25 protein-coding genes are annotated in these 24,386 nt (G+C 68.0%); 6 read left to right on the top strand and 19 right to left on the bottom strand.

All coding sequences use genetic code 11. The features are described 5' to 3' along the window. The first annotated feature begins 2 nt into the window (after positions 1-2). Positions 3-746, top strand: a complete 744-nt coding sequence (locus GBA63_RS04840; RefSeq protein WP_166173963.1) for an SDR family NAD(P)-dependent oxidoreductase — start codon at positions 3-5, stop codon at positions 744-746. A gap of 68 nt (positions 747-814) precedes the next feature. On the opposite strand, the gene GBA63_RS04835 is transcribed toward GBA63_RS04840, so the two are convergent. The 5 genes from GBA63_RS04835 to GBA63_RS04815 form a co-directional block, all read right to left on the bottom strand. Continuing rightward, positions 815-1,234 (bottom strand): PPOX class F420-dependent oxidoreductase, encoded by a 420-nt coding sequence (locus tag GBA63_RS04835; protein ID WP_166173961.1) that lies wholly within the window; start codon positions 1,232-1,234, stop codon positions 815-817. A gap of 3 nt (positions 1,235-1,237) precedes the next feature. Continuing rightward, on the bottom strand, positions 1,238-1,711 hold the full coding sequence (locus tag GBA63_RS04830; protein ID WP_166173959.1) for a hypothetical protein: 474 nt from the start codon (positions 1,709-1,711) through the stop codon (positions 1,238-1,240). Then, positions 1,708-2,499, bottom strand: a complete 792-nt coding sequence (locus tag GBA63_RS04825) for an SDR family oxidoreductase (RefSeq protein WP_166173957.1) — start codon at positions 2,497-2,499, stop codon at positions 1,708-1,710. Before GBA63_RS04825 ends, GBA63_RS04830 begins: the two co-directional genes overlap by 4 nt. Continuing rightward, a complete protein-coding gene (locus tag GBA63_RS04820) occupies positions 2,496-3,392 on the bottom strand; it encodes an RNA polymerase sigma-70 factor (protein ID WP_166173955.1) in 897 nt (298 codons plus the stop codon). Before GBA63_RS04820 ends, GBA63_RS04825 begins: the two co-directional genes overlap by 4 nt. 81 nt (positions 3,393-3,473) lie before the next feature. Beyond that, a complete protein-coding gene (locus GBA63_RS04815) occupies positions 3,474-4,232 on the bottom strand; it encodes a phosphatase (RefSeq protein WP_166173953.1) in 759 nt (252 codons plus the stop codon). A 156-nt stretch (positions 4,233-4,388) separates the two neighbouring features. Between GBA63_RS04815 and GBA63_RS04810 the strand changes: the two genes are divergently transcribed. Then, positions 4,389-5,549, top strand: a complete 1,161-nt coding sequence (locus GBA63_RS04810; RefSeq protein WP_207957080.1) for an MFS transporter — start codon at positions 4,389-4,391, stop codon at positions 5,547-5,549. A gap of 187 nt (positions 5,550-5,736) precedes the next feature. Here the strand turns inward: GBA63_RS04810 and GBA63_RS04805 are convergent, their stop codons facing one another. The 10 genes from GBA63_RS04805 to GBA63_RS04760 form a co-directional block, all read right to left on the bottom strand. Next, positions 5,737-6,129, bottom strand: a complete 393-nt coding sequence (locus GBA63_RS04805; RefSeq protein WP_166179823.1) for an acyl-CoA thioesterase — start codon at positions 6,127-6,129, stop codon at positions 5,737-5,739. A 4-nt stretch (positions 6,130-6,133) separates the two neighbouring features. After that, positions 6,134-6,907 carry an enoyl-CoA hydratase/isomerase family protein gene (locus GBA63_RS04800; RefSeq protein ID WP_166173951.1) on the bottom strand — a complete coding sequence of 258 codons (774 nt, stop codon included), beginning with the start codon at positions 6,905-6,907 and terminating at the stop codon, positions 6,134-6,136. A 161-nt stretch (positions 6,908-7,068) separates the two neighbouring features. After that, positions 7,069-7,467, bottom strand: coding sequence for a cobalamin B12-binding domain-containing protein (locus GBA63_RS04795; protein ID WP_166173949.1), 399 nt, complete (start codon positions 7,465-7,467; stop codon positions 7,069-7,071). A 32-nt stretch (positions 7,468-7,499) separates the two neighbouring features. After that, positions 7,500-9,344 carry a hypothetical protein gene (locus GBA63_RS04790; protein WP_166173947.1) on the bottom strand — a complete coding sequence of 615 codons (1,845 nt, stop codon included), beginning with the start codon at positions 9,342-9,344 and terminating at the stop codon, positions 7,500-7,502. Next, complete coding sequence (locus GBA63_RS04785) at positions 9,341-9,829, bottom strand: hypothetical protein (protein ID WP_166173945.1); 489 nt, start codon at positions 9,827-9,829, stop codon at positions 9,341-9,343. The genes GBA63_RS04790 and GBA63_RS04785 overlap by 4 nt, the downstream gene beginning before the upstream one ends. Continuing rightward, a complete protein-coding gene (locus GBA63_RS04780; RefSeq protein ID WP_166173943.1) occupies positions 9,811-11,199 on the bottom strand; it encodes an FAD-binding oxidoreductase in 1,389 nt (462 codons plus the stop codon). Before GBA63_RS04780 ends, GBA63_RS04785 begins: the two co-directional genes overlap by 19 nt. A 54-nt stretch (positions 11,200-11,253) precedes the next feature. Next, positions 11,254-12,072, bottom strand: a complete 819-nt coding sequence (locus GBA63_RS04775; RefSeq protein WP_166173941.1) for a fumarylacetoacetate hydrolase family protein — start codon at positions 12,070-12,072, stop codon at positions 11,254-11,256. An 82-nt stretch (positions 12,073-12,154) separates the two neighbouring features. After that, positions 12,155-12,796 carry a pyridoxamine 5'-phosphate oxidase gene (gene pdxH, locus GBA63_RS04770; protein ID WP_166173939.1) on the bottom strand — a complete coding sequence of 214 codons (642 nt, stop codon included), beginning with the start codon at positions 12,794-12,796 and terminating at the stop codon, positions 12,155-12,157. A gap of 1 nt (position 12,797) precedes the next feature. Further along, positions 12,798-13,292: a DUF427 domain-containing protein gene (locus GBA63_RS04765; RefSeq protein ID WP_166173937.1), complete on the bottom strand. Its 495-nt coding sequence runs from the start codon at positions 13,290-13,292 to the stop codon at positions 12,798-12,800. A 101-nt stretch (positions 13,293-13,393) separates the two neighbouring features. Then, positions 13,394-14,005: a TetR/AcrR family transcriptional regulator gene (locus GBA63_RS04760; RefSeq protein WP_166173935.1), complete on the bottom strand. Its 612-nt coding sequence runs from the start codon at positions 14,003-14,005 to the stop codon at positions 13,394-13,396. Between the two features lie 112 nt (positions 14,006-14,117). Here GBA63_RS04760 and GBA63_RS04755 point away from each other — a divergent pair, with 112 nt between their 5' ends. From GBA63_RS04755 to GBA63_RS04740, 4 genes are all read left to right on the top strand, one after another. Next, positions 14,118-14,747 carry an NAD(P)-dependent oxidoreductase gene (locus GBA63_RS04755; protein ID WP_166173933.1) on the top strand — a complete coding sequence of 210 codons (630 nt, stop codon included), beginning with the start codon at positions 14,118-14,120 and terminating at the stop codon, positions 14,745-14,747. 12 nt (positions 14,748-14,759) lie between these two features. Then, positions 14,760-15,740: a quinone oxidoreductase family protein gene (locus tag GBA63_RS04750; RefSeq protein ID WP_166173931.1), complete on the top strand. Its 981-nt coding sequence runs from the start codon at positions 14,760-14,762 to the stop codon at positions 15,738-15,740. A gap of 21 nt (positions 15,741-15,761) precedes the next feature. Continuing rightward, on the top strand, positions 15,762-16,397 hold the full coding sequence (locus GBA63_RS04745) for a DsbA family oxidoreductase (protein WP_166173929.1): 636 nt from the start codon (positions 15,762-15,764) through the stop codon (positions 16,395-16,397). A gap of 153 nt (positions 16,398-16,550) precedes the next feature. Then, positions 16,551-17,651: an FUSC family protein gene (locus GBA63_RS04740; RefSeq protein ID WP_166173927.1), complete on the top strand. Its 1,101-nt coding sequence runs from the start codon at positions 16,551-16,553 to the stop codon at positions 17,649-17,651. Between the two features lie 178 nt (positions 17,652-17,829). Here GBA63_RS04740 and GBA63_RS04735 read toward each other — a convergent pair whose 3' ends face one another. From GBA63_RS04735 to GBA63_RS04720, 4 genes are all read right to left on the bottom strand, one after another. After that, positions 17,830-18,228: a RidA family protein gene (locus GBA63_RS04735; RefSeq protein WP_166179821.1), complete on the bottom strand. Its 399-nt coding sequence runs from the start codon at positions 18,226-18,228 to the stop codon at positions 17,830-17,832. Between the two features lie 38 nt (positions 18,229-18,266). After that, complete coding sequence (nudC, locus tag GBA63_RS04730) at positions 18,267-19,052, bottom strand: NAD(+) diphosphatase (RefSeq protein WP_166173925.1); 786 nt, start codon at positions 19,050-19,052, stop codon at positions 18,267-18,269. A gap of 64 nt (positions 19,053-19,116) precedes the next feature. Continuing rightward, complete coding sequence (locus tag GBA63_RS04725) at positions 19,117-21,339, bottom strand: alpha-glucosidase (protein ID WP_166173923.1); 2,223 nt, start codon at positions 21,337-21,339, stop codon at positions 19,117-19,119. A 116-nt stretch (positions 21,340-21,455) separates the two neighbouring features. Beyond that, positions 21,456-24,332, bottom strand: a complete 2,877-nt coding sequence (locus GBA63_RS04720; protein WP_166173921.1) for an FAD-binding and (Fe-S)-binding domain-containing protein — start codon at positions 24,330-24,332, stop codon at positions 21,456-21,458. Positions 24,333-24,386: the final 54 nt, after the last annotated feature.

Genomic DNA, 24,386 nt, shown 5'->3' with positions numbered 1-24,386 from the left:
ACGTGCAGATCGAAGGCCGCACCTTCCTCGTGGCCGGCGGAGGCTCGGGCCTCGGCGCCGCCACCGCCCTCATGCTCGAAAACGCCGGCGCGAACGTAGTCATCGCCGACCTGAAACTGGACGACGCCGTAGGCCGGGCCCGCTTCGTAGAGACCGACGTCACCGACGAGGGCAGCGTGAAGGCCGCCGTGCAGGCGGCTTTGGAGAACGGTCCCGTCCACGGCGCGGTCAATTGCGCGGGCGTCGCCATCGCGGAGAAGACCCTCGGCAGAAACGGTCCCCATTCCCTGGAGTCCTTTTCGAAGGTCGTGCAGGTGAACCTGATTGGCACGTTCAACGTCGTGCGGCTCGCGGCGGAGGCGATGGTTGGGAACGAACCGGGCGAGGACGGGGGGCGGGGTGTGATCGTCAACACCGCCAGCGTCGCGGCTTTCGACGGGCAGATCGGGCAGGTCGCCTACGCCGCCTCCAAGGGCGGCGTCGTCTCGATGACGCTGCCCCTCGCCCGCGAGTTCGCCAGGTCCGGCATCAGGGTCGCCACAATAGCCCCGGGCATCTTCGACACGCCAATGATGGCCGGGTTGCCCGAAGAGGCGAGGGAATCCCTCGGCAACCAGGTTCCGTTTCCCTCGCGGCTCGGCAGGCCCGAGGAGTACGCGGCGCTCGTCAGGCACATCGTGGAGAACGACATGCTTAACGGGGAGGTAATCCGTCTGGACGGCGCCATCCGGATGGCACCACGTTGAAGCGGATCGCAGTGGCTCAATGCCACTGCGATCCGCGCGGTCGGCGATCAGCCCGCTCCGGCTTCGCCTCAGCTATCGGCCATCAGTTCTACGTGCATGGTTTCGTTGCCTTTGATGCGGTGGACGAGTGGGATCAGGAACCCGTGCAGGATCGGGTGCTTGCGAGAGATCAAAGCCCCGGCCCGCGCCGATTCCGCGCCGGCGAGTATCCTGGCCCTGGCGCGGATGCCGGGCCCGGTCTGCCTACCGCGGAACGTCGAAGGCGCTACCTCAACTTGAGGGTTATTGCGGATGCGCTTCAGCTTCCAGGTCGTGTCCCAGGTGCGGAAGTAGGCCAGATCCCCTTCGACGGCCACGTGGACCGGGGTGCCGACCCCAACACCGTCGCGCCTGAAGGTCGTGAGCAGGACGTACTTCTCGCGCGCGAGAGCCGCGAAGGCCGGAGCGTTAGGTTGTTCCCGTGCCCCGGCGATGCTGTTTTCGGCCATTCCCTACCTCCCTAGAGCACCGCCGGCCGTGTGTGTCCCGGTCGTTCGGCCGTATCCATCCAGGAAAAGCAGCGCCAGCGGGAGTAGGACGACGAACACCAGGCTCACCACGTTTCCCACCCTGTCGAGAAGTAGCGGGAAGTGGTGGAGCGTGGATACGTGGTAGACGAGGTGCGGCACGGCGAAGACGAGCCAGACGGCGAGAGAGACCTTTACGAGATCTCTTCCCAGAGAGACCGCTGCGGCGGCCAACAGGACGCCGAGGGCGAGGTACATGGCGCCGACGTCGGCGATCAGGTGCCCGTTGTAGGGACCCGAGGTCGAGACCCACGCCCTGCCCGGAAAAGGAAAGTCTTCGTAGAAAGAGCGCGGCAGGAGGAGCGCCCAAAAACCGACGGCCAGGGCCGAGAGGGAAAGCAACCCGAGCCCGCCCCTCATCAGGCCGGCCGAACTACGCTTGCCCGGGATCGCGTTCATGGCGTTCCTCCTTCGGGTTCTACCGCTCGGAGCTTCTCCCGCAGGAAGTCTTCCCAGCGGATCTTGCCGGCCGCGTTGTCGGGGCACGTCAGCGCGCCGGCGCGGATCGCCCGCGCCGTCCTGCCGGGGAACGGGAACTCGACGACCCTCTTGCGGCTCTTCAGGACGCCAAGGTAACCCCGCGCGGCGCTCGCCAACGCCCTGACCTCTGGTCCGCCCATATCGGGCGCCCGTCCTGCGGGGGGAGATAGCGCGAGCTCTGCCAGGCGGCCGGCGACCTCCCCGGCGTCTATGGGCTGGCCGAGAAAGCCCGCGGGGATGGGCATGACGGGCAGACGGTCGAGAGACCGCAGCGCCATCAAAACGAGGTCGTAGAACTGCGTGGCCCGCAGGATGGTGTACGGGATCGGCGCCCCCTCGATGACCCGCTCCGTCTCCAGCTTGACCCGGTAGTAGGGGTATGAGGGGACGAGGTCTATCCCTACTATGGAGATGTAGACGACGTGCGAAACGCCCGCCGCGGCGGCGCTTCGGAGGAGGCGCCTCGTTCCCTCGACGTCCACCTGCCGGGGCCTGCTGTAGGGGCTGGAGGCGCAGTGGACTATCGTGTCCACGCCGTCGACCGCCGCATCCAACCCCTCGCCCGTGAGCAGGTCTCCCCGGACCGTGCCGGGCCGTCCGCCCCGGCTGAGGACGCGCGCCCCGACGCCCGCCGCGTGCAGGCGTTCCGCCACCCGCCGGCCGAGCACCCCCGTCCCCCCGGTGACGAGAATCTCCGTCGTGCTCATCGCGGGCCCTCCTTTTCCAGGGGTGCCACGGTCCGGAGCTTGTCGGGGTTGACGACGAGCCGGATCGCCAGGATGCTGCCGTTCTCGAACTCGAAGGTCGCGACGCTCTGGGGGCTTCCGTCGCCGAAGTACCCGACGAGGCCGGGGCGGCCGTTGATCGAGGTCAGCCTGGCGGAGAGGCCGGGCGGGGCCTTGCCGAGTATCCCGGAGAAGAACCGGGCGACGTTGGCCGCGCCGTGGATCGGGTTGCGCGCGGCCCGGGTCTTTCCGCCGCCGTCGGACCAGAGGGTCACGTCTTCGGAGAGCAGAGCGAGCAGGCCATCCATGTCGCCCACGGAGCATGCCCGCAAGAACTCGCCCGTCAGGCGTTCCTCCTCTTCCCGCGAACGCTCGAATCGGGGCCGGCGGGCCGCGACGGACGCGCGGGCGCGGTGGGAGATCTGACGGCAGTTCTCCTCCCCTCTGCCGACGATTCGGGCGACCTCTGCGTAGTCGTAGCCGAAGACCTCGCGCAACAGGAAGACCGCCCGCTCGACCGGCGTGAGGCTCTCCAAAAGGACCAGGAAAGCCATGGAGAGCGACTCTTCGAGGACGACGGTCTCAGCGACGTCCGGCGCCCGCTCGTCGGGGAGCGGCTCCGGAAGCCAGGGGCCCACGTACTCCTCCCGCCGCTCCCGCGCGGAGCGTAGCCGGTCGATACAGAGCCGGGTGACCACCGCGGAGAGATACGCCTTCGGGGAACGGACCTCGGCCTCCTGCGCCCGGCGCCAGCGCACGAAGGCCTCCTGAACCACGTCCTCCGCGTCCATGACGCTGCCCAGCATCCGGTACGCTATGGAGAAAAGCAGCGGGCGGTGCTGTTCGTACGCTTCGTCTGCGGATCGCTCTCTCACGGTTCCGCCTTTCTTCGGCCTCTAAAGACGAGACGAAACGCCTGACGCTCTCGTGACACCCGACGCCCGGATCCCGGAGGCTCAAAGCCCTTCCCGGAGCACCTCCAGGGCCGCGGCGTAGGAGTTGAGGGGGCGGTTGTCGTCCATGGGCACTACCGTCAGGTCCGCCCCGCGGCCTGCGGCCACCGCGAAGGCGGGGTCGTTGGTGTCCATGACCGCCACGGTCGGCACGCCTGCGGCAACGGCTGCCCCCGCGAAGCCGTGGTCCGCGGCGACCAGGTCGACCGAACCCAACTTGTGCAAGACGGCCTGCATCGGTTCCGGATCGTGGGTGTGCATGAGGCTCGCCCGGTTGCCCAGGGTGCCCACCGGCCCCGCCCAGTCGAGGGGCACGCCCCGCCTGCCGTAGAGCCCGTCCGTCCTGGCGGTCAGGACCTTCGCCCCGAGGTCCTCGGCCCAGGCGGCGAGACCCATGTAGTAGAGAAGCAGGGCGCCGGGGTGGCCCGTGGCGAAGACCATGCGTCCCCCGGCCTCGGCGACCTGCCGGATACGGCTTCCGGCTTCGAGCAGCGCCGCGGCGGTGCGGGCCGGGTCTATGCGGCCCCGCCCGGGCGTCGCTTCTTCGTCCGGGGGGTTGCCCAGGTGGCGGGAGACGGCGCCGTAGGCCTCGTCGAAGCCGACGCCGCGCAGCAGCGCCTCCATGCCGTAAGAGTTGTTCCGATCCGCCTCGATCATGAGCCGGATCTTGCGCAGGTTGTTCTCCGCGCCGTGCGAGGTGTCGTCCCCGGCGACGCCCGCAGCGAGAAGCTTCCGCGCGTGGTCTTCGATCCTGAGCCCCATACCCGCCAGAGTCTAGCAGAGCCCACGCCTGGCAAACGGAGGACTCTCCGCTTCCGGGCCCGGCCGCGGGCCTCCCGACGCTTGTTCTCTACGGTCGACTCGCGTAGGGTTGCCACCGTGGATCTCCTCTACTCTCTCGCGCGGGACGGTTAGCCGGTGGAGCAGGACCCCGCAAGCCTGAAGGGCCGGCTGCGGCTGCTCATGACGGCCGCTTTCCTGAGCACCTTCGACCGGTTCACCATCGCGCCGATGCTTGTGACCATAGCGGCGGACCTGCGCGTCTCCCTCGCCGGGGCCTCGGTGGCCGCGAGCCTCTACTTCCTGCTCTACGGCCTTATGCAGCCCGTGTGGGGCATCCTTTCCGACAGGCTCGGGCGGGTGCGGGTGATACGGCTGGCCCTGGTCCTCGCGCTCGTGCCCGGGCTTCTCTCCGCGTTCGCCCCGAACCTCGCGGTCCTAGTGGTGGCGAGGGCGCTGGCGGGCGGCCTCTTCGCGGCCGTCATACCGGCCTCGCTCGTCTACATCGGGGACACCGTGCCACTCGGGGTCCGCCAGAGGGCGCTCGCCAACCAGCTCGCCTCCTCGGGGGTCGCGACCGGCCTGGCGACCGCGGGCGCCGGGCTCGCGGCTTACCTGGGCCTCTGGCGGCTGGCCTTCGCGGTTCCGGTGCTCGCGTCCTTCGTCCTCGGGCTCCTGCTCGCCCGCCTGCCCGAGCCGGAGAGGGAGAACGAAGAGCGCGGGGCGCTCGCGAGGATAGGTCTCTTCCTGAAGAACCCGTGGGCCGTGCTCGTCGTGCTGCTCGCGCTGGCCGAGGGCGGCGTAATCCTCGGTTTCCTCACCTACCTCGCCCCAGCCCTCGAAGCCGGGGGCTACGGCGCCGCCGTCGCTGGACTCGCCGTCGGCCTCTTCGGAGTCGGCACGCTCATCTGGACGCGGGCGACCGGCCGCGTCACGGAGAGGTTCGGCAAGGGAGGCGCGATCCTGCTCGGCGGCGCGCTGCTGGCCGCGGGCTACGCGGTCGGCGCCGCGAGCCAGGGCTTCTCGGGCATCGCCGTCTCGGCCTTCCTGGTCGGCGGCGGCTTCTCGTTCATGCACCCCACGCTGCAGAACTGGGCGACCGAGGTCGCCCCTGACGCCAGGGCGACCGTAATCTCCTTCTTCGCCGCCGCCCTGTTCGTGGGAAGCGGCATCTCCACGGTCCTCGCCGCCCCCCTCGCCGAAAACGGGGCCTTCCCCCTCCTCTTCGGCCTCGCCGCCACTACGGCCCTGCCCCTGGGCCTGGCAGGCGCCCTCGCCCGCCGGAGGTACGCGAAGTGAGGTTGCAGGCATCAGGTTTCAGGCTTCAGGAAGGTTTATGCGGGATCCGGTGTTCGTCTAAGGATTTGACCCTGCAACGAACTTGTTCGATTCGGAGACGTTTCAGGAAAGCGGAAGCCGCGCCACCGGGCGTTGGCGCCTCTCGGCCCACCTGAAGCCTGAAACCTGATGCCCGAAGCCTCCGAAACTAGCCACTTCCCAGAAGATCCAGCTCTTTCGGCATCCTGATCGGCTTGCCGCTCGCGAGGTCAACGTACGCGTGGCGCGTGTGGCCCGTCGCCACGAGCCCGTCCTCCCGCAAGACTTCGTACGCGAACTGGACGGAGGCCCTGCTCAGGTCGGAGATCTCCGTCCGGATCTTCAGCTCGTCGTCGAAGTAGGCGGCCCTGCGGTAGCGGACGAGCGCCTCTACGACAACGAAGCCGTAGCCCCGCTCCTCCATCTCCCGGTAGGAGTGGCCGGCGTCGCGCAGCCACTCGACCCGGCCGACCTCGAAGTACGAGAGGTAGTTGGCGTTGTTGACGTGCCCCTGGGCGTCTATCTCCGAGTAGCGGACCCGGAGAACCGTCTCGCGGACTATGGGACTACCGGCCCACGAAGCCTGGCTTGCGCTTCTCGACGAAGGCGCCCATGCCCTCCTTCGCGTCCTCGCTCGCGAAGAGGAGGGCGAACTGGTCGGCCTCGTACTCCAGGCCGCTTATCAGGTCGACGTCCTGGGCCCGGTTGGCGGCGGCCTTGGCGTGGCGGACCGCGACGGGGCCGTTGGCCGAGATCTCAGCGGCCAGCTCCTTCGCCGCCGAGAGCGCCTCGCCCTGCCCGACCACCCGGTTCACAAGGCCCATTCCTCTCGCCTCTTCCGCGTCGATGCGGCGTCCGGTAAAGATAAGCTCCTTGGCGAGCGCGGGGCCGATCAGGCGCGGGAGACGCTGCGTCCCGCCCATCCCGGGCAGGATACCGAGCCCAACCTCAGGGAACCCGAACAGGGCGTTCTGCGCCGCGATCCTGATGTCGCACGCTATCGCTACCTCGCACCCACCGCCGAGCGCAAACCCGTTCACCGCCGCAATAGTCGGCACGGGGCTCCGGTCGAGCAAAGCCATCGCGGCGTGCCCGATCTCCGAGAACCGCTTCGCCTCCAGAGGTCCCATCGAGCTCATAGCCGAGATGTCGGCCCCCGCTATAAACGACCGGTCCCCGGCCCCGGTTACGATGATCGCCCGCGGTCCCTCCGACTCGAGCTCCAACAAAGCCTGCCCGATCTCCTCGACCACCGTCTGGTCGAGCGCGTTCAGCTTGTTCTGCCTGTCGATGGTCAGAATTGCGATGTCGTTCTCGCGGTCGACACGTACGAAATCCAAGGTTCGCCTCCGTTGTTAGCAATTCAGCTAGTCAGCATTTCAGCCTGTCAGCTTATCTGTTTTCGGATGCGCCTACTGCGCCGGACGCACTTCGCGCTGGAGGCTGCTGAAATGCTGACTAGCGAAGCCCGGAGGGCGAAGCGGGCTGACAGGCTGACCAGCTAGCTCGCAGGAACTGCGAGCTTCACGTACTCGACGGCCTTCTTCGTCGGGGTGCCGGGCGTGAAGATCTCGCCGACGCCGAGCTCTTTTAGCTTCGGGATGTCGCCCTTGGGGATGGTGCCGCCTACGAAGACGTGGATGTCTTCCGCCTCGTTCTGTTCGAGGAGATCAACTATTTTTGGTATCAAGGTCATGTGGGCGCCGGAGAGGATGGAGACGCCGATGGCGTCGGCGTCCTCCTGGATGGCGGTCTCGACCACCTGCTCGGGGGTCTGGTGGAGGCCGGTGTAGATGACCTCCATCCCCGCGTCGCGCAGGGCGCGGGCGATTATCTTGGCGCCGCGGTCGTGACCGTCGAGCCCCACCTTCGCGACCACCACCCGTATCGTTCGATTCATGGTTCCTATTCTAGCGGTCTTTGCACCCCGCGCTACCTGCGGAGTTCTCTGAGGTTGTCCCAGAGGACGTAGAGGCTGACGACCAGGACCGCCGCCACCACGAGTTGCCAGAAGAACTCGTAGAGGAGGATGAGGGATGCGACGGCGGCGAGGCCTATGTTGGCGCTGCCGACGAGGTTGGCGAGGCGTCCGCGGAAGCCGGCCTCGGCGAAGGCGAAGAAGGCGATGCTGACGACGAGCATGGAGATCAGGTGCTCCTGCTGGAAGATGGCTATGGCGACGAAGATCACGAGCATCAGGCTCACGCTCACGGCCGCCCACGCCTCGGCCACCCGGCTGAACCTGAGCTCCGTCTCCGAGGCGGGCCTGTGCGCCCGTGTGATGTGCCCCCTCACGGGGTCCCTCTCCCCGACCTCGATCCTGCCGGCATACTCCTCCAGCGAACCGGAGACGGCCTCGTCCGCCGCGAGCCTGGCCCGCAGGCCGTCTACCTCCCTGGAGAGCTCCGCGATGCGCCGCCTGGTCTCCCTGCCGCGCCCGTCCAGGTGCGAACGCCCCCGCACCGCCGCCGCCTCGGCCCCGAGCTTCCTGAGCCGGCGGGCCTTCTTCTCTATCTCGGCCCGGAGCTCCTCGCGGCGGGTTTCGAGTTCGTCGCGCCTTTCGAGTGCGGCCGTGACGGCCTCGGCGGGGGTCGGCACCTTGTCCAGGCCGGCCCACCCGACGGGGTCGTACCAGACCCGGGCCACGGTCTTGTCGCGGTTGTAGATGGGTCCCGCGGGCGCGTCCTCGCCCTCGAACGGGTCCCTGGCGTAGAGGCCCCACAGGCCGCGGTAGCCCGTGACCCAGGGTGGGGCGGGTTCGGAGATGACCCTCGGCGGGTCCCACGCCCGGTCTCCCCCCTCGCCTATGACGAGGCCATCGCCGCGGGCGTAGTCCACGAAGGGGACGTGGAAGTAGCCGCCGCTTTCGTTGCCGCCGCCGACGTACTGGCCCAGCCTCTCCCGCCAGAAGCCGCGCGCGCCGCGGACGACCCTGGCGAGGGGCCGTGGCAGGGGCAAATTGAGCTCCGTGAGGTACTCGCCCGGGGCGTAGTAGCTGGCGTGCGAACCTGCGGCCACGTAGACCACCGGATGATCCCCAACTTTCTCGACCTCAGGGTCGTCCCACCGGCGCCTGAGGTTGTCCCCGGCGTAGTTGTGCGAGGCGTAGGCCACCCACTCGGGACGAAGCTCCCCACCTTCCGTCTCGGCCAGGTAGACGTGGACCTTCTCCCAGTCCGCCTCGTGGTCGTTGGCCCCGAAGAAGCCGCTCCTCCAGTCGTTGAAGGGATAGAAGAGCCAGTACTGCAGGACCGTCCAGCCCTCCTGCCGGGCCACGCGGCCGTGGTAGGAGTAGCCTTCCCGTTCCTCCATCACCCGCCTGTAGGTCATCGCCGCGGCCCCGGCCGCCTCGCCGGGCACCCTTCCCCTCGCCAGGAGCGTGATGGAGTACAGCGCGTCGACGAACCGCGAGAGGTATCCGACCCGCGCCAGCCTCCCCCTCCCGGCCCGGAACGCCTCCCTCGTCTCCCTGAGGCCCCTGGCCGCCCGCTCCCGCAACGCGGCGAGCGAGGAGCCTGCGGGGAGGTCCCGCGGGTCCGTGAACTTCAGGAAATGCACGGCGCCGGACCCGTCGAGGGGCTGCTGGGGCAACGTCTCCAGGGTAAGCTCCCCGCCGGGCACCACCCTGACGGGCTCCCCGCCGGGCCGCTGGACCCAGAGGCTGCAGGCCCGGACGTAGGGGTCCACGTCCATCGGGAAGAACCTGTCCCCCTTCGTGCAGCGCAGCACGGGCTCGAAGCGCCGGAGCAGGGCCTCGTCGGGGTGGGGGGCGCTCACGACACCCTCTGAGGGGCTTGCGGGCGGTTCTTCCGGTCCCCGGGGTAGAAGACCGCGCGCACGTCGTGGACGTTGAGGTACAGGATCATCAGCACCGCATAAGCCATGATCGGGTAAACGTAGACCGGCTCGTACTCCGCGTAGAGCCACAGGCAGGTCGCCACCACGAGGCCCTGCGAGATCGCCGCCAGCAGCCACCCCCGCCGCCTGAGCAGCAGGAAGCCCATGGCCGAGAGCAGCGTCAGCGCGACCGCCGGCACAAACAGGACCATCGCCAGCGCCTCGACCACGTCCCGCGACGGCGCCGCCTGCGCGGCGATGATCCGCCGCCAGTCCACCCGCGAGAACTCGTAGGCCGCGAGGGCGGCGATGACGGCCACCTCGAGGATGAGCAGCAGCCCGATGGCCCTGACGGGCCGGTAGGACTGCCTGTCGGGCTCCGGAAGCGGGTCGCCGCGGCGTCCGGCTAGCCCGGAGCCGGCCACGGTTCCTCCGCGAAGACCTTGCCCGGGTTCATGACCCCGTTCGGGTCGGCGAGACGCTTGATCCCGCGCATGAAAGGCAGCGAGTCGCCGTGCTCCTCCCGCAGGTGCCCCGTCTTGCCCGAGCCGATGCCGTGCTCCCCGGTGCAGGTCCCGCCGCGCTCCAGCGCGTAACGTACGATCCGGCCCATGACCTCCTCGGCACGCCCCATCTCCTCGGGGTCCCCGACGTCAACGGGGAAGACGGCGTGGTAGTTGCCGTCGCCGACGTGGCCGAGGATCGCGCCGTCGAACCCGTGCCCCGCGATGGTCTCGCGGGCGCGCGCCAGGGCATCCGGGAGATAAGAGATCGGGACGCAAACGTCCGTCGTCATCGGCTTTTTGTCCGGGTTGAGCCTGGTTATGGCGAGCCCGGCCTCGTGGCGGGCCTCCCACAACCTCTCACGAGCCGCCTCGTCGGCCTCGAACTCGAAGCCTTTGCAACCTTCCGCCGAGGAGATTGCGCGGGCCTGGTCCACGTCGCTCTCGACGCCGGCCTCGGAACCGCTGAACTCAAGGAACAGCGTGGGGGCGACGGCATAGTCCGTGCCCTTGTAGGCGTTTACGGCCTCGACGGTGCGGGCGTCCACGAGCTCGACGCGTCCAATCTGCATCCCCGACCGGATCATGGCGACGGCCGCCCTTCCGGCCTCCTCTATCCCGGGAAAAACCGCCCGCGCCGCAAGCACCTTCTCGGGAACGGGATAGAGCCGCAACGTCAACTCCGTGAAGACGCCAAGAGTCCCCTCGGAACCGACGAAGAGACCGGTCAGATGGTAGCCGGCGGAGGACTTCATGGACATCCCACCCGTCCGCATTACGGTACCGTCGGCAAGCACGACCTCGAGGTCTAAGACCTGGTCCCGCATGGCCCCGTACCTGACCGCGTTGGTCCCGCTGGCGTTCGTCCCCGCCATCCCGCCGAGGGAAGCGTCCCACCCGGGGTCCACCGGGAAGAAGAGGCCGTGCTCCTTTATTTTCGCGTTCAGGCGTTCGTGCGTGACCCCAGGCTGCACCCGCACTACGAAGTCGTCGGGCCTGACCTCCACGATGGCGTCCATCCGGCCGAGGTCCAGGCTGATGCCGCCGTGTACCGGAATCGTGTGGGCCTCCAGGCTGCTGCCTTCACCGAACGGGACGATGGGTACGCCGTTCTCGTTGGCGAAGCGCAGGACCTCGGCGACCTCGTCGCGGTTCTCGGGGCAGACGACGGCGTCGGGTTGGCGCGGGGCGTGGTAAGTAAAGATGCCGCCCCCGTGGCGCTCCAGCTCCTCCGGGTCGGCGACGATACGGTCCCCCGGAACAACATCCCTGAGCTCGGACAAAAGATCCAACGGGCGTCTCCAGCTCCTCGCCGACAAGCTGACCGGCTGACTGACCGACCGGCTCTACTCCGCCTGTACGGGGTTTGTGAGGGCGCCGAGGCCCTCTACCTCTATCGTAACTTCATCCCCCTGCTTCATCCAGAGCTGCGGGTCGCGGGCCATGCCGACGCCGGGGGGCGTGCCCGTGATGATGACGTCGCCGGGTTCCAGGGTCATGCCGGTAGAGAGGAAGGAGACGAGTTCCGAGACGGGGAAGATCATCTTGTCCGTCGTCCCGTCCTGGACGGTCTCGCCGTTCAAGGTACACCGGATCGAGAGCTTCTGGGGATCCGGCACCTCGTCGCGGGTGACGAGGTAGGGACCCAACGGACAGAACGTGTCGATTGCCTTGCCGCGCGTCCACTGCCCGCCCTCGCCGAGCTGTATGTCCCTCGCGGAGACATCATTCGCGTTGGTATAGCCGTAGACGTGGTCCATAGCCTCAGACTCCGGGACGTTGCGGGCCGTCTTGCCTATGACCACGGCGAGCTCGGCCTCGTAGTCGACCTGGCTCGTGATCGGGGGTATGACGATGGGCTCGCCCGGTCCTACGACGCTGTTTGCGAACTTGGCGAAGACGATGGGCTTCTCCGGTATGGGCGCCCCCGTCTCCTCCGCGTGGTCCTCGTAGTTGAGGCCTATGCAGATTACCTTGCCCGGCCTGGGCACCGGCGCGTGCAACCGCGCGTCCGCCAGCTTCACCACGTCTTCGCCGGGCTCGGGACTCCCGCCGTGTCCTATGAAGTCGATCATGCTCTCGTGCCCGAGGGGCCGGATCTCGTCCCCCTCGACGACCCCGACCTCGGGCGCCCCGCCCCCAACCGAATACGTGACCAGCTTCAAGAAAACCCTCCTCTACCGCGGATACAAGGTCAACCGAAACCCATCTTAGCAGCAAGCCGGAGCGCCCCGCTCCACCTCGTCGCTACGGCTGAAGACGCCCTATCTTCCACCCCCCGTCTTCCCGGCGGTAGAAGATCCGGTCGTGCAGCCGGTTCTCCCGCCCCTGCCAGAACTCGATAACCTCGGGCTCGACCCGGTACCCTCCCCAGAACGCCGGACGCGGCACGTCGCGGCCCTCGTACTCGGCTTCTAAAGCCTCGACCCGCTTCTCCAGAACTTCGCGGCCCCCGATCACCCGGCTCTGCTCGGAGGCGAGCGCCCCGAGACGGCTGCCGCGCGGACGGCTCGCGTAGTAGGCATCGGACTCTTCTTCGGAGACTCGCGATACTGAGCCTTCTATTCGTACCTGCCGCTCCAACTCTCCCCAGTAGAAGAGGAGCGCGGCGCGGGGGTTCTCTTCGATCTCGCGCCCCTTGCGCCCTTCGTAATTCGTGTAGAAGACGAAGCCCCGTTCGTCGAAACCCTTGAGGAGCACGACGCGGGCGGAGGGACGGCCGTCTAACGTGGACGTGGCGACGGTCACGGCGTTCGGCTCGTGGAGTCCGGCGGCGAGCGCGGCGTCGAACCAGCGCCCGAACTGCCGGACGGGATCTGGGTCCACGTCGGATTCCGTCAGCCCGGCGCGGGTGTACTCCTTGCGGAGGTCGGAGAGTCTCCGGGGCAAGCTACCAGCCCCAGGTGCCCGGAGCACCCTTGAAGGGTCCGACTATGTTGGACGTGACCCAGCCGCCGTAGAAGTCCCCCTCCTGCGCCTCGACCTTCTCCCCGCCCACCCAGCAGGCGTCCATCTTTGAAGGGTAGAAGGCCACGTAGCCTTCGAGGTCCCTGAAAGAACGCGTGGGATCCGGATAAAACCACGCTGCCCGCTCCGCCGCTCGCTCCTCGGTGACGATATCGTAGTAGCTTGCCCGCCCCTTCCACTCGCAGTAGGAGGTGGCGCCCGATGGCTTGAGGTGCTCCATCCTGATGTCCTCGGGCGGGATATAGTAGACGGGAGGATGGCTCGTCTCCAGCACCCGCTTCGCCCGCCTGGTGTACGCCAGCGTTACCCCGCCGAAGACCACCTTCACCTTCTCCTCGACGTCCTCCATCCGCGGCGGACGGGGATAATCCCAGACGGATTCCTGCCCGGGGCCCGGCTCTACTCGTTGACGGCCCATCGCCGAACCTCCCTCTCGCTCATACGGTCGCTCTGGCGCGGATTATATGTCCGGCTCCCCCTTCGCAGAGCCCCCGCGTTCACGGCGCCGCGCGGGCCTCCCTACGCGCTGGCCCGCAGGCCGTCGAGCACGGAGCGCAGGGCGCCGACTATACGCTCCCGTTCCATCCCGAGTTGGTGGCGCTGGTAGAGGTAAAGGTCGACGTTGAGCGCGGCGAGCAGGGTGTCGGCGAGGCACTCGGTGTCGAGGTCCGGGGAGACCTCGCCGAGGTCCCCGGCCTCGTCGAGAAGCCCGACGACCGTGTTCTTGAGCCTCTCGTAGAACGGGTTGCCGTAGAGCTCGACGCGGCGACCGCCCGCGGCAGAGTCCCGGATCGCCCCGAGCAGCTCCCCGTTCTGCTCGTTGAACTTCGCCACCCAACCCAAGAACCACTTCAACCGCCCCAGCGCCGACCCCCGGCCCTCGGTCCGCCGCCGCATCTCACCCACGAAACCTTCGATCTCCTCCGAGAGCAACGCCGAACACAGCGCACCCTTGTGCTCGAAGTGCCTGTAAAGTGTCCCCTGCCCGACCCCGGCCAAACGCCCGATCTGGTGCATGCTCGTGCCGTCCACACCCCGCTGCGCAAAAGCCTCCCGCGCAGCGTCCAGGATCTTCCGCCGGTTCTCGACCGCGTCGCTCCTCACGGCCCTACCCGTCTCGCTCCCCAACATCCCTTCCGCCTCCCTTGCCAAACGGACATTTGTCCTATACCATCTTTAAGCGGACATTTGTCCGACACTCTAACAGGGAAACGGTGCGGCGTAAAGAGAGGCGGGTGCGGTTGTGAAGGTGGCCATCTTCGGTGCGACGGGTAGAACGGGCCGTCCCCTGGTGAAGGAGGCGTTGGAGCGGGGACACGCGGTAACGGCGTTCGCGAGGGACCCGTCGAGGCTCGGCGTCTCCCGCGATAGGCTGGTTGTGGTTCGGGGTGACGTCACTGACGCATCGGCGGTGGAGAGGGCGGTCTCGGGGCAGGACGCGGTGGTGAGCGCGCTCGGCCACGCGAAGGGGTCGCCGAAGGACGTTCAGACGAGGGGGACGGCCAACATCGTCGCGGCGATGGAGAAGCATGGGGCGCGCCGGCTCGTCAGCTTGACGGGGGCTGGGGTAAGGACCGAGGGGGACGAGCCGAAGCTTGTGGACAAGGTCTTCGGTTTGCTGCTCAAGACCCTGCAAAGGGACGTGCTCGAAGACGCCGAGGGGCACGTCGCGGTGATCCGGGCCAGCGGGCTCGAGTGGGTGGTCGTGCGCGGTCCCAGGCTGACCGAGGGCGAGAAAAAGGGGCAGTATCGCGTGGGCCTCGTCGGCAAGAACAGCGGGACCAGCATCTCCCGGGCCGATCTGGCGGACTTTATGCTGGATCAGCTCACCGACGACGCCCACCTGGGGCGGATGCCGGTCGTCAGCTACTAGGAGCGGAGGGGCATGAAGGCCATAGTAGTCAACGAACCCGGCCCGCCGGAGGTCTTGCGCCTCGAAGAGGTGGAGAAGCCGGCGCCCGGAACCGGTGAGGTTCTCGTGAAGGTGGCCCTGGCGGGCGTGAACTACGCGGACGTGGGGATGCGGGCCGGCATGATGGGCGGGCCACACGCGATGGACCTCCCCTACACGCCGGGCTTCGAGGTGGCCGGCACGGTGGCGGCCGTCGGTGAGGGAGTCGAAGGCGTGACCGAAGGGGACAGGGTAGCGGCCGTCTTGCCCTCTGGTGGGTATGCGGAGTACGGGGTCGCCGATGCGAAGTCCGTGGTGAAGGTGCCCGAGGGGGTGGGTTTCTCCGACGCGAGCGCGTTGCTAGTGCAGGGGCTGACCGCCTACGGCGTGCTGCACGACTCCGCGCGGGTCCAGCAAGGAGACGGCGTGCTCGTGATGGCGGCCGGAGGCGGGGTCGGGACGCTCGCGGTGCAGCTCGCGAAGCTGGCCGGGGCGGCCCCCGTCATCGCGGTTGCGGGGGGCCGGGAGAAGCTGAACCTGGCGCTGTCTCTGGGTGCGGATCACGCCTTCGACTACACCGGAGAAGGTTGGATCAAGGACGTCATGGACGCGACGGGCGGGCGGGGAGTGGACGTGGCCCTCGAGTCCGTGGGCGGCGAGCTGGGGGCGGGCGCCTACGATTGCCTGGCGCCGCTGGGGCGGCTCGTGACCTTCGGGGCGGCGGGCGGTGAAGGATTACGGCCGCCTGACATGTGGCAATTGAACATGAAGGGACAGACCGTAAGCGGTTACGGGGGACCCTGGCTCCGGCCCGGCGCGGCCGCGAACGCCAGGGAGGCCATCTCCGGGTACCTCCGGAGCGGCGACCTCAAGGTCGTCGGGGGCGCGGCTTTCCCGCTGGAAGCGGCGTCCGAGGCGCATCGGGCCATCGAGGGGCGCCGCACGACCGGCAAAGTGTTGCTCCGCGTCGATTAGGGTCGCAATAGAGGAGAGCGAATGAAGATAGACGTCTACGCCGACGTGGTCTGCCCGTGGTGCTACGTCGGGGAGAAAAGGCTCGAAAAAGCGCTGCGCCAACGCCCGGATCTCGACGTGGAGAGGCGCTGGCGGCCGTTCCAGTTGAGGCCCGAGATGCCCGAAAACGGGCTGCCGTGGCGCGAGTTCGCGGTGGGCAAGTTCGGGGGCGAGGAGAACATGAAGCGGGCCTTCTCCCACGTGTCGGCGGCCGGAGAACCCGACGGCGCCCGCTTCGACTTCGACCGCGTCGCCAGCGCCCCGAACACCGTGGACGCGCACCGCCTCATCCTCTACGCCGCAGACCGCGGCAAGGAGTGGGAGATGGCCGACGCCCTCTTCCGCGGCTACTTCGCCGGAGGCCGCGACCTCAACGACGCCGAAGACCTGGCGGCGATGGCCGTCGAAACCGGGCTCGACCCCGGGGAGGTCGGAGCTTTTCTCTCCGGGGGTGTCGGTATCGAGGGCGTGTGGGAGAGCCAGCAGACCGCGGCGCGGCTCGGCATCACCGGCGTCCCCTTCTACGTCGTAGAGGGCCGCTACGCCGTCTCAGGCGGCCAGCCGGCCGAGGTCTGGCTCCGTACCTTCGATGCCATCCAGTCTGAGTTCGTGTCGTGAGCTCTGGTCAGTGAGGGGTGTCCCGGTCTGACGCTCCGGGTTGGGTAAACGACCAGGGTATCTCTCGCCGACGCAGTACGGTCCCGTGTACCTGGGTTCGGCTGAGGAGTAACATGGTCCTGCGGGGCGGAAAAGCCCGCGGAAGGGGTGGGTTTGCTCACGAAGATCAGGGCTGGTTTCGGCGACGGCGTTACGCGGCTGAGGGTAAACGTCTGGGCGGTCGCGCAGTCGGCTGCGGCGGCCAGCCTGGCGTTCTTTCTGGCGCAGGTAGTGCTCGGGCACGAGAGGCCCTTCTTCGCGCCCATAGCGGCCGTGATCTGCCTCGGCATCACGCTCGGCAGCAGGCCCCGGCGGGCCGTCGAGCTCGTGTTCGGGGTCGCGGTGGGGCTCATGGTGGCGGATTTGATCGTGCTCGTCATCGGGACGGGGACGCTGCAGATCGCGGTGGTCGTCCCCCTTGCGATGGCGGCGGCGATCTTTTTCGGCAGGGGTACGGTCCTGGTAAACCAGGCTGCCGTCTCGGCGATCCTGGTGGTCGTGCTGCAACCCCCCGACGCCGTCTTCTCACCGGATCGTTTCCTGGACGCCCTGGTCGGCGGCGCCGTCGCCCTGCTGGTGAGCTACCTCTTCCCCGTCAACCCGGAGCGCCTGGTCGAGCGGGCAGCCGCCCCGGTCTTCGACGAGCTCTCCGCGCTGCTGGTCGAGATAGCGGCGGTCCTGAAGAGCGGAGATCCCGCCCGCGGCCAGAAGACCCTCCTGCGCGCCCGCGAGATGGACGATCGGGTAAGGAACCTCAACGAGGCGCTCGAGGCCGGCCACGAGACGGCCAGGCTCTCCCCCACCCGCCGCCGGTCGCTGCGCCACCTGGAGTTCTACGCGAGCGCGGGCTCCCGCATAGAGCTTGCCGTCATAAACACCCGCGTCCTCGCCCGCGGCGCGGCAAACGCCACCAGGCGCGGGGACGACATCCCGGACAAGTTGCCGGAGGCCGTCCTCGACCTCTCCCGGTCGGTCAAGGCCCTGAACACGTTTCTGGACGAACCGGGCGGTCCTGGCGATGCCCGCCGCCACGCGCTCGACGCGGCCCGCCGGGCGACCGAGGTCCTCGAAGACCGGCACGAGCTCGCCATCAGCGTCCTCGTGGGCCAGGTCCGCTCCGCCGCCGTGGACCTCCTCCGCAGCACGGGTATGGACCAGGCCTCGGCCCTGGAAGCCCTCGAAGACGCAGCAGGCCGCGCCTCGGAGATAGGGTAGAGAGCTATCAGCTCTCAGCCGTCAGCTATTTCCGGTCTGACGAGGCTCGGGGTCCGCAGCGAGAGGTAGGCATCTTCCCGATAGCCTTTACCGGTCCGAGAGCCGTCGTTTCGGAACGTCTTGGGGATTTCAGTACACATCAAGCCATGGGCTCGGCCACCAACCCGAAAGCTGAAAGCTAAGGGCTGACAGCTACCAGGGCGTCGGCTTCTATCTCGACCAGGATCTCGGGCGCTATCAGGCGCCGGACTTCTACCATGCTGGTCGCCGGCCGTATGAACCCGAAGAACTCGCCGTGGGCCCTGCCGACGACCTCCCAGTCTTCGATGTTTACTACGAAGATCCTGGTCCGCACCACGTCCGAGAGCTCGGCGCCCGCCGCCTCCAGCGCGACCTTTATGTTGCTCAGGGCCTGCACCGTCTGCGCCCTGACGTCCCCCACGCCGACGAAGCCGCCGCTGCCGTCGGTGGCAGTGGTCCCGGAGACGTAGACGAAGGGGCCCCGTCGCACGGCTCTCGAATACCCGACGACCCGCTCCCACTCCGTCCCGCTGGAGATGTTGTACCTGGGATCCATGAAGTCCAATTTACTCCATCCCACCAGCGGACGCCCCTTTAGGAGCCGCCGCTCCGGGCGACGAAGTCGTCGATCATGCGCCTGGCGATGCTGACCTTCGGGGGCAGTTGGGGTAGGTCGCCGGCGCGGTACCAGTCGGCGGCCTCGATCTCGCCCGGCTCGGGCGTCAGTTCGCCGCCCGCGTAATCAGCCGTGAAGCCGATCATGAGCGAGTTGGGGAAGGGCCACGGTTGGCTTCCGAAGTACCGCAGGTTCTCGACCTCAAGGCCGACCTCCTCGCGCACCTCGCGATGGATCGTCTCTTCTATCGACTCTCCGGGCTCCACGAAGCCGGCGAGCACGCTGCGCATACCCTTCGGGAAGCCGGGGGAGCGCGCGAGCAGGATCTCATCCCCGCGCCGGACGCGAACGATCACGGCCGGGCTGACCCTCGGATAGTGCATCATCCCGCACCGCGCACAACGCATCGCCAGCTCGCCGGAGGCGATCTCCGTCTCTCCCCCGCACCGGCCGCAGAAGCGGTGCGTCGCGTGCCAGCCCACGATCTGCTTGGCCCGCCCCGCGACCGCGAAGAACTCCTCGTCCACCGCGGCGAAGATCTCACGCAGATCCCGGAACGTCATCCCGTCCGGCGCGTCTAGGCTTTCCGGCACCTCCACGGCCCAGCACGGGCTTCCGTTCAGGGAACCCAGAGGCTGGCGGTAGGAGGCCTCAATCCCGAATTCTTCGAGGGTGGATGCCCTGGGTACGAGCGGCGCGTCTCCTTCGAGCACGAGCAGCCGATCTCCGCGGAACGCGAACCACATCGGGTCCATCGCCAGCATCTTCCCCCCTCCGGTTCGTATCGCGCCGTCCTGTAAACAGGGTCTCGGTTCGAGTATAACCGCGTCAGAGCAGTCCCCGTTCGCCCAGCTCCCGGCGGAACGCCTCCCCCGCCCGGGAACCTTTCCTGAAAAAAACCGCCGGCTCTCCGATGGGGGCTTCGACCGTCAGGCGTTCGCCTCTTTCGCGGGAACCGTATTCCCGTCCGGACCAGAGGTGAACCCAGCGCCCCGCGGGCAGATAAAGCTCGGCGGTCTCTTCGCCGGGATCCAGGACCGGCGCCACCATGAACTCCCGCCCGACCATGAACTGATGCTCCGGATCCAGGACCTCCGCATCCCGCGGGTAATTGATGAAGGGATGCCGGACGACGGGTAGCCCGGTCTCGGCGGCCTCTCGCACCAAATCCTTCCGGTAGGGTTCCCATGCGGCGTGCACGTTCGCGAAGCGCGAGAAGTGCTCCAGGCTCTCGCCGTTCGAATAGAACTGGTGGTTCATCCCCGGACGATTGCCCTCGTGGGTGCGGAAGACCGTGGTGAAAGCGGCGAGCTCCGTCCAGCGCTTCAGCAGCTCCCCCGAGCGGTGGTATCTCAGGACGGGGTTGTCTATGGCGGTGTAACCCCCGATGTCCGAGTGTTGCAGGCTGAAGCCGGAGAACCCGCTCGAGAGCATCCCGGTAACGGCGCTCTTTATACCGTCGTGTTCGTCCCAACTGACGAGCTGGTCCCCGAGCCAGAACAGGGTGCTCTCGCCGGGGCTCCTGGTGAAACCGGAACGGTTGAAGAAGACGATCTCGTCTTCGCGCCCCGCCTCCCGGATGGCCTCACGGTTCACCTCGGCCCACTCCTCGGCGTAGCGGTTGTGGTAGGCCGCCGCGCTCTCCCCCGAGTGCAGCACCGCGTCGTAGGGGAGCCCCTCCCCGAAGTCCGCCATCCATCCGGAGGCCCCCTCCCGCAAGAGGTTCTCCTTGATGACCCCCTTGATCCAATCCCGCGCTTCGGGGTTGGTCAGGTCCACCATCGCGGCCGAGAAGTCGCCGGCCTCGATCATGTAAGGCCCGCCGTCCCGATCTTCGACCAGGTAACCCTGGGCCCTGGCCTCCGCGAACAGGTCGCGCCGGAGATTCGATTTTCGGGAAGGATCGGCGAGGAAGGGGTTCACGTACGTCATCACCCTCACGTCGTCCCGCCGCAGGTCTGCGACGAGCCGGTCCCAGCCCGGATACCGTTTATCGTCCAGTTCCCAGTTCCACCAGAGCTGCGTCCCGAAGCTGGTCCGTCTCTGCCCAACCCAATCCTGCAGCCAGAAGGCGGCTACGGGCGTGTCGAGGGCTTCGAGCCTATCTCGGACCTCGCGCACCCTCCGCGAACCGCCCTGCATACCGACGACGGCGCCGGAGAGGATCCAGTCAGGCAGGGGCCGCATCCTGCCTGCGTACTCCGTGTACTCCCCGATCAGCTCCGCCGGCGTGTCGCCGCTTAGGATCTGCCCCTTCATCCGCGGGGAGAAGACCTCGACCCTGACCCTCTCCTCGTCGCGCAGGTCGAACGAGGAGTACTCGTAGTTCTCCAGAAAGAGGGAGCGCATCTCGCTCGTGAGATAGTGCGGCACGCTGGCGTAGCTCGTGTACGGGTCGCCGCCGGCGCCGGCCTGCCAGTCTGCCCCCCACGTCAACGGCTGCAGGCCCCGCCCTATCCCCTGTTCCTGGATGAAGACCGGCACCTCGTGTCCCTTGAGGTCGGAGTAGGTGTACTGGGCTCCGAAGCCGAAGAAACGCTCTTCCGGCCGCGTCGCGTAGGTCAGGTAGACCCGGTCGTAAGAGGGGTCGTCCACCTCGACCTCGAACCGGAGCCTGTTCCCGTCAACAGCCGAGAACGCCACCGTGTAGGCCACGCTTCCCGAACCTCCCACCAGCCTGCCGGAGAGGACGAGGTTTCCGTCTCTCCTTCGGAGGGCGTCTATCGTCTGATCCGGAAGCAAACCCTCGACCTCGTCCTCGACGGAGAAGTGTCCGTTCCGTTCCTCGACAGTCTCCTCACCCCTGGCCGCCGAGACGAAGCTCTCCCCCGGAACGCTGCTCCAGAGATCACGCCCGGGCTCGGAGGCGTGGGCGACGCTGACGACGGCGCCGTCGCGCCCATCCTCCAGGTCGACTATAAAGTTGCCCACCCGGCGCTCTCCGGGTACGACCTCCCGCGACACGCCCGCCAGGTTCCCCGAAGCGGATCGGGGGTCCCGAATGAGGCCGAGAAAAGCGGCCAGGGCGACGATGGTCGCGAATACGAACACCGCGGCCAGCCGGGATACGGCCCCCGACCCTGGAAAAGTATCCCAAATCGCGAACACCTCAAGACCTCTCCCGCCCGGCGACGGAGACCGTGGAGCCCCGTCCCTACCGGATCGTCTCAGGCGGGAAGCAGGCCCGCCAGGTACTCGGCCGGATGCATGGCTTGGCGGCCCGTGCCGTCCCGGATCTGCTCGCGGCAACTCGTCCCGGGCGCCACGACGACCTTACCCTCGGCCTCGCGCACCGCGGGAAAGAGCCTCCTGTCCCCCATCTTCATCGAGACCTCGTAGTGGCCCTTCTCGTAGCCGAAGAGCCCCGCCATCCCGCAGCACCCGGAGTCGACGACCTCGACCTCGGTACCCGGTGCGAGCGCGAGCGCCCTCTCCGTCGGCCCCGTCCCGACGAGCGCCTTCTGGTGGCAGTGGCCGTGCAGGAGCACGGGGGAGCCGTCCTGCAGCGGTAACTCGACCTCCAGATCCAGCACCGCCTCCTCGAAGAGGCGCGTGGCCTCCGCCAGGCCCTCGACGCGCGGGTCGTCGGGCAGGAGCTTCTTGTAGTCGTCGCGCATCGTCAGGATGCAGCTGGGTTCGAGGCCGACGAGCGGGACGCCGCGCTCGATCAGGGGCGTCAGGAGGTCGAGGTTGCGTTTGGCGTTCTTTCGGGCGGGTTCGATCAGCCCCTCCGAGAGCATCGGACGGCCGCAGCAGACGACCTCGGGGAGCAAAACTTTCACGCCGGCGGCGGCGAAGAGGCGCACCATGCCCTCCCCGATCCCGGGCCGCTGGAACTCGTTCCACGTATCGTTGAAGAGCGCGACCTCCACCGGGCCTTCGCCTTGCGGCAACCCAGGGAACCGTTTCGAGAAAGTCTCCGACGCCACGCCTGGAAGGGAACGGCGCGGGTCTATGCCGGCGAGGGCGGCGAAGCGCCGCGCCAGGCCGCTCCTGCCCACGAAGTTGAAGAGCGCGGGCGCGCGGGAAGCGAGGGCGAGCTGGGTCCGGATGTGTCCCGCCGCCTTCTGACGGATGGAGAAGCCGTGCTTCTTGCCCGACTGGTAGAGGACCTCCGTCTTCATGCTGGCCACGTCGACCTGGGATGGGCACTCCGTCTTGCACGCCTTGCACCCCACGCAGAGGTCCATCACCTCCCGCATCCTGTCCCCGGTCATCTCCTCGGGCGCAAGCGTGCCCTCCAGCACGGATCTGAGCATATTCGCCCTGGCGCGGGTGGTGTCCTGCTCGTCCAGGGTGACCATGTAGGACGGGCACATCGTGCCGCCGGTCTTCTTGCGGCAGAAGCCCGACCCGTTGCAGAGCTCGACCGCCTTCGCGAACCCGCCCTGCTCGGAGAAGTCGAGGCCCGTGGCGAGCGGGAGCCGCCTGCGGCCCGGCCCTATCCGGAGTTGGCCGTCCATCTTCGGGGGGTCGACGATGATGCCGGGGTTCAGGGTGCCTTGCGGGTCGAAGAGCCGCTTCACCTCCGAGAAGGCTTTCAGGACCTCAGGCCCGTACATCTTCCCCAGGAACTCCGAGCGGCTCAGGCCGTCGCCGTGCTCGCCGGAGATGGACCCGCCGCACTCGACGACGAGATCCGCCACCTCTTCGCCGATGCGCCGCATCCTGGCCACACCCTCGGGGTCGCTGGTGTCGAGGGCTGGCCTGACGTGGAGGCACCCGACGCTCGCGTGGCCGTAGAAGCAGGCCCAGGTGCCGTTCTCCTGGACGATCTCCTCGAACCGGTTGACGAACTCCTCCAGCCGCTGCGGCGGCACGGCCGCGTCCTCCACGAAAGCCACGGGCTTCTCCTCGTCCGTGGTGCCGAGCAGGAGCGGCAGGGTTGATTTGCGGAGCTTCACCGTCTGGGCCATCTCGGCCTTCGTGCGCAGGGGTGCTACCGACCGGGCGCCCACCTCGTCCGCGATTTCCTCTATTCCGGCGAACCTCTCGTCCAGATCCCCTTCCGTACCGCTCCACTCGACGAGCAGGATCGCCTTCGGCGGCTCCGCGTCGGGACCGCCCTGCAAGAAGCGGGTCGAGTCCCTGTAGGCCGGCGTCTGCCTGGCGCGCCCTATGGCGACGTCGTCCAGAAGTTCGACCGCTGAAGGGTTCATCTCCAGGAACTTCATGGTCGCCCGGGCCGCGGCGGCCAAAGTGTCGAACTCGAAGGAGGCGAGGGCGCGGGCCTCCGGCAGCGGGTGCAACCTGAACGCGGCGCGCGTGACGACGGCGAGCGTCCCTTCCGAGCCGCAGACCAGGCCCGTCAGGTCCAGGGTATCGGGGTCTACCAGGGCGTCCAGGCCGTAGCCCGAGACGCGCCGGATCATGTCCGGGAAGCGGCGCCGGATCTCCCCCTCGTACTTCGCCCCGATCTCCATCGCCCCGCGCAACAACCGCCCCTCCGCACCCTCGGAACGGGCCCGTTCTTGCGCCTCGCGTCGCGGCATGGGCCTGAGGTCCACGACCTCGCCGTCGGCGAGCACGCAGCGTAAAGAGAGGATCTGGTCGGCCGTCGTCCCGTACACGAGCGAACGCATCCCGGCGGAGTTGTTCCCGACCATCCCGCCTAATGTCGCGACGTCCGAGGTAGAGGTATCCGCCCCGAAGACGAGGCCGTGCGGCTCCACGAGGGCGTTGAGCTCCCCCTGCACCAGCCCAGGCTCGACCACGCAGCGCCGTCCTTGAAGGTCGACCTCGATCACACGGTTCATCTCGGAGACGTCCAGGGCCAGGCCGGGGGCCGTGGCCTGGCCCGCGAGGCTCGTCCCGGTGCCGCGCGGGGTGATGGAGAGGCCGAGGTCGCGGGCTGCGGCGAGCGCGAGTCTCACGTCGTTCTCGGAGCGGGCGACCACGACGCCCGCCGGTTTGCGGAGGTAGATGGAGGCGTCCGTGCTCCACATCGCGCGCGAGGCATCGTCTGTGCGCAGGTAACCTTCGAGCTCCCCGTCGAGGGCGGCGTGCAGCCCTTCCGCGACCTTCCCGTCTCTCTCCCCGATCATGGCAGGCAGTATATATAGTACGGAAGACCGCGTCGCGGATGTGAAGGGGGTTCC

The sequence above is a fragment of the Rubrobacter tropicus genome (assembly GCF_011492945.1).
GTDB classification, from domain to species: Bacteria; Actinomycetota; Rubrobacteria; order Rubrobacterales; family Rubrobacteraceae; genus Rubrobacter_D; species Rubrobacter_D tropicus.
This window is presented reverse-complemented; position numbering and strand designations above follow the sequence as displayed.

Bases quoted from the DNA above. Each gene is read 5' to 3' on its own strand.
- GBA63_RS04835 (WP_166173961.1), bottom strand. From the start codon at position 1,234: ATGGCCGAAAACAGCATCGCCGGGGCACGGGAACAACCTAACGCTCCG.
- GBA63_RS04830 (WP_166173959.1), bottom strand. From the start codon at position 1,711: ATGAACGCGATCCCGGGCAAGCGTAGTTCGGCCGGCCTGATGAGGGGC.
- GBA63_RS04825 (WP_166173957.1), bottom strand. From the start codon at position 2,499: ATGAGCACGACGGAGATTCTCGTCACCGGGGGGACGGGGGTGCTCGGC.
- GBA63_RS04815 (WP_166173953.1), bottom strand. From the start codon at position 4,232: ATGGGGCTCAGGATCGAAGACCACGCGCGGAAGCTTCTCGCTGCGGGC.
- GBA63_RS04795 (WP_166173949.1), bottom strand. From the start codon at position 7,467: ATGAATCGAACGATACGGGTGGTGGTCGCGAAGGTGGGGCTCGACGGT.
- GBA63_RS04765 (WP_166173937.1), bottom strand. From the start codon at position 13,292: ATGGGCCGTCAACGAGTAGAGCCGGGCCCCGGGCAGGAATCCGTCTGG.
- GBA63_RS04760 (WP_166173935.1), bottom strand. From the start codon at position 14,005: ATGTTGGGGAGCGAGACGGGTAGGGCCGTGAGGAGCGACGCGGTCGAG.
- GBA63_RS04750 (WP_166173931.1), top strand. From the start codon at position 14,760: ATGAAGGCCATAGTAGTCAACGAACCCGGCCCGCCGGAGGTCTTGCGC.
- GBA63_RS04745 (WP_166173929.1), top strand. From the start codon at position 15,762: ATGAAGATAGACGTCTACGCCGACGTGGTCTGCCCGTGGTGCTACGTC.
- GBA63_RS04735 (WP_166179821.1), bottom strand. From the start codon at position 18,228: ATGGATCCCAGGTACAACATCTCCAGCGGGACGGAGTGGGAGCGGGTC.
- nudC (WP_166173925.1), bottom strand. From the start codon at position 19,052: ATGCTGGCGATGGACCCGATGTGGTTCGCGTTCCGCGGAGATCGGCTG.
- GBA63_RS04720 (WP_166173921.1), bottom strand. From the start codon at position 24,332: ATGATCGGGGAGAGAGACGGGAAGGTCGCGGAAGGGCTGCACGCCGCC.